We start from the raw sequence: 3,132 nt of genomic DNA, 5'->3' as shown, positions 1-3,132 counted from the left end.
GGGTCGGCAAGCGGCTCGAACAGGCGCCGGCAAACGATCTCGAAGCCCTCTTCGGCACTCGCCGGACGCCACGACGATTCGACCCGGCCGACAACGTTGCGCAGCCGCTCGAGCGCCTCGCGGCCGCGCGTGCCGCCGACTTCCACGTCGTTCGCCTGCGAGTAGGGCAACTTCTGCGGCGAGCCGGAAGTATCCGACGCCGGCAGGTCGCTCTGGTCGTGGAGCTGGCGCGCATAGGCCACCCATTCGTCGACCAGGATCACGCACGGGCCGTAGTCGTTGAACAGCTCGCGCAGCACGTCGCCGGGTTCCCCGGAGAAATCTTGTTGCCAACCAGCACCACGCGCCGGTCGGCTGGAATCCTGCTCGCGCCGGCGCCGGACATCACTTCGTCGATACCGGCCAGCTCGGGCGGCGCGATACCCGAGAACAGATGATAGAGCGCCAGCATCGAGTGCGTCTTGCCGCCGCCGAAGTTGGTCTGCAACTGCACGACCGGGTCGCCACCGCCGGTGGTCAGCCGCTGCACCGCGCCGACCAGCATCCCTTTCAGGCTTTCGGTCAGATAGGTGCGGCGGAAGAACTCCACCGGGTCCCGGTATTCGGGTGTCCCTTCGCCAAGATGCACCTGCCAGAGATCGGCGGCGAACTCGGCCTGCTGGTAGCGACCGCTGGCCACGTCTGCGTGCTGCATGACCATGTCGCGCCAGGGCTTGAGGTTGCCGGCGACGCCGCTCTCGACGCCGATGCTCGCCGACTTCCGCTTCTCGCTGAGCGCCTGCTCGTCGAAGCGCACGCGCAGCAGTCCCATCTTCATCCTTTCGACGTCGTCCGCCTGCGGCGCCGAAACGGCGGACAGCAGGCGGCCGGCTGAATCCAGGGCACGGTAGGCGTCGTCGCTGGAGAAGGGTTCCTGATGTGCCCAGGCGTTGCGCACGCCGAGCAGCTCGTTGACCAGGCTGCGCTCGCTCTTGCCGAGAATCTGGCGAAACGCCTCGGTCCATCGACGATCCATGACCACCAGCGAAGCGGCGACGTCCTGCAGCGCTTCGCCGTTGCCGGCGGCCAGGCGGGTGTCGGACAGGACGTCCTTCACTTCGAAAGCCCAGCCATTGCCATACTTGGCCTTCAATTCCCGTTCGATGAACGGCACTAGGCCGGTCCGGGCACGCCGTAACATCTCTACCAGCATCGCAAGATTATAGGTCCGGGGGTATTCGATGCCGCAGCTCGACCGTACCGACTTCAACGCTTTTTCTACCGCCTGCTGGGCGTGGAAACCAAGAACCCAGAGGGGCGCATCCGCTTCCCCGCGCAGATGCCGAGCCACATAGAAATCGTCGCGGGCACGGGCGAGCAGCGCACGGGCGTGATCAGGTGGCGAAGTCATGAACTTGCCGCTCCAGGTCCGCACGCCAGGCGAGCGTATTGACGACCCGCTTCTGGCGCTCGAAAGTCTCGGCGCTCATGACCACCACATCGCAGGGAATCAGGCGTTGCCCGAGCAGGGTCGACAGCCTCGCGATCTCGGCAAAGCGGTCCGCGACGTCGGGCTCGATCACCAGCAGGTCCAGGTCGCTATCCGGCCTGGCATCGCCTCGCGCCTGCGACCCGAACACAATCATCCGACTGCCATTGGGCAAGTTTTCAGCAAGACAGGTCCTTGCCTGGTCGATCCATTCCATCATTGATCTCCTGCCGCACTGGGGAGCATTCAGACGTTCCAGCGCTTTTCCGACGCGCTCGTGGTTGGTGAGGGCCATGGGCTATCCCTATTGGTTCCGTTCGCTTGCCGCCAGTGTTTTCAGTTGACCGAGCAAGAAGGGAATCTCCTCAGTGAGCGCCACCCAGACGATGCTTGCGTCGATATCGAAGCAGGCGTGCACCAGACGATTGCGCATGCCGATGATGGCCTTCCAGGGAATCACCGTATGGGAAATTCGTGTTTCCTCGGAGATCTTGCTGGCCGCTTCGCCGATGATTTCAACCGCACGCACGATCGCGAAAACAAGCATCTGATCCCGGTCAAGATCGGCACGCTCGCGACCGGAAATGATTTTCTCCGTGCGCTCAGCGGCCTCTATCCTGTGCTGCAGGCGCCAGCGGTCATGCGGCGACATACTGCACCTCGGCCGTGCGCACCACTTCGTCGCGAAGGTAACGGGAGAGATCCTGCGCGGTGCGCAAATCGACCCGCGGCCCTCCGAGCATCTCCGACAACGTCAGCTCCATCTCGGCAATACCCAGAAGTCCGGGGACATGCTCGGGATCGAACTCGACGAGCAGATCCACGTCGCTGTCCGGCCTCGCCGTTCCCTTGAGGTGCGAGCCGAACAGCGACAGACGGCGGATACTGCGCGCTTCGCAGATAGACGGCGGTGATCTGATGCGGCAGCGGGTCGACCACCGAGGTACGCACGGCCAGTACCGGGTCGAAGAGATGCGCGAGCCGGATGCGCTGGGCCTCGGAAAGGCGGCGGAAGCGTGCGCCGTCGCCGTCGAAGCTCCACGGCCGGCCCTGCTCGACGAGTTCCAGTCGCGGCTCGTCGTGGCGGTAGAGCAGCTCGTTGGCGACGCGGCCGGAGGCCGTCTTGTAGGTCAGCTCCAGGGCTTCGGAGCCAAACCACTGGACGCTGACCAGGTCACCAGTGCATCAGGAACGATGCCGCGGATCACCGCGCTGGTCTGCAGTTGTTCGAGTTTCATCGCCGATCGGAACAGGTCGTCGTGGTTCGCTTCCCGGAGTGGTCTATTGTCCATCAGCGCAGCGTGTCTGGCACGGCATTTTCGAGCGCTGCGGGAGCCTTGCCGGCTCACCAACTTCTGGACGGTTCTGCAGAGGATCTTGCCAGCCAGCGCCGCAGCGCACGACCTTGGCATCGGCGTCGTGTGCTCTGCGGGGCAACGAACGACCTGACCGGCAATCAACTCCTGCGGGAAGACTGGCCGGTGCCGTGCAGCCGCATTGAGCAGTTGCTCAATCCTCAGGCGCTGCTCGTTGCGCGGCCATGCACAGAGGCGATCGAGCGCGCGGCCCGGCGTGACCACGCCCAGCTCGTCGCGCGGGTGCCGGCGGTGGGCGCGGCGGCGATGGGTCCGGTGGGGAGTGCAGCGGGCGAGCCTGGCCCACCG

General features: G+C 65.0%; 4 protein-coding genes and 3 pseudogenes. 1 reads left to right on the top strand and 6 read right to left on the bottom strand.

Going from position 1 to position 3,132, the window contains the following annotated elements; all coding sequences use genetic code 11:
- From NFW05_RS11890 to NFW05_RS11865, 6 genes and pseudogenes are all read right to left on the bottom strand, one after another.
- Positions 1-1,192 (bottom strand): annotated as a pseudogene (locus NFW05_RS11890) (Swt1 family HEPN domain-containing protein); the annotation flags it as partial.
- A pseudogene (locus NFW05_RS11885) lies at positions 1,178-1,390 on the bottom strand (HEPN domain-containing protein); the annotation flags it as partial. The pseudogenes NFW05_RS11890 and NFW05_RS11885, both read right to left, overlap by 15 nt.
- A complete protein-coding gene (locus NFW05_RS11880; RefSeq protein WP_295306906.1) occupies positions 1,374-1,763 on the bottom strand; it encodes a nucleotidyltransferase domain-containing protein in 390 nt (129 codons plus the stop codon). The pseudogene NFW05_RS11885 and the gene NFW05_RS11880, both read right to left, overlap by 17 nt.
- A 9-nt stretch (positions 1,764-1,772) precedes the next feature.
- A complete protein-coding gene (locus NFW05_RS11875) occupies positions 1,773-2,120 on the bottom strand; it encodes a HepT-like ribonuclease domain-containing protein (protein WP_295306903.1) in 348 nt (115 codons plus the stop codon).
- On the bottom strand, positions 2,107-2,388 hold the full coding sequence (locus tag NFW05_RS11870) for a nucleotidyltransferase domain-containing protein (RefSeq protein ID WP_295306909.1): 282 nt from the start codon (positions 2,386-2,388) through the stop codon (positions 2,107-2,109). The genes NFW05_RS11875 and NFW05_RS11870 overlap by 14 nt, the downstream gene beginning before the upstream one ends.
- Positions 2,369-2,706, bottom strand: a pseudogene (locus tag NFW05_RS11865) (hypothetical protein); the annotation flags it as partial. The gene NFW05_RS11870 and the pseudogene NFW05_RS11865, both read right to left, overlap by 20 nt.
- Positions 2,707-2,949: 243 nt before the next feature.
- Here NFW05_RS11865 and NFW05_RS11860 point away from each other — a divergent pair.
- A partial coding sequence (locus NFW05_RS11860) for a hypothetical protein (RefSeq protein ID WP_295306901.1) occupies positions 2,950-3,132 on the top strand: 183 nt, incomplete at its 3' end.

The sequence above is a fragment of the Accumulibacter sp. genome (assembly GCF_023806625.1).
In the GTDB taxonomy this organism is placed as follows: Bacteria; Pseudomonadota; Gammaproteobacteria; order Burkholderiales; family Rhodocyclaceae; genus Accumulibacter.
This window is presented reverse-complemented; position numbering and strand designations above follow the sequence as displayed.

Coding starts and splice junctions, on each gene's coding strand:
- NFW05_RS11875 (WP_295306903.1), bottom strand. CDS start 2,120: ATGTCGCCGCATGACCGCTGGCGCCTGCAGCACAGGATAGAGGCCGCT.
- NFW05_RS11880 (WP_295306906.1), bottom strand. CDS start 1,763: ATGGCCCTCACCAACCACGAGCGCGTCGGAAAAGCGCTGGAACGTCTG.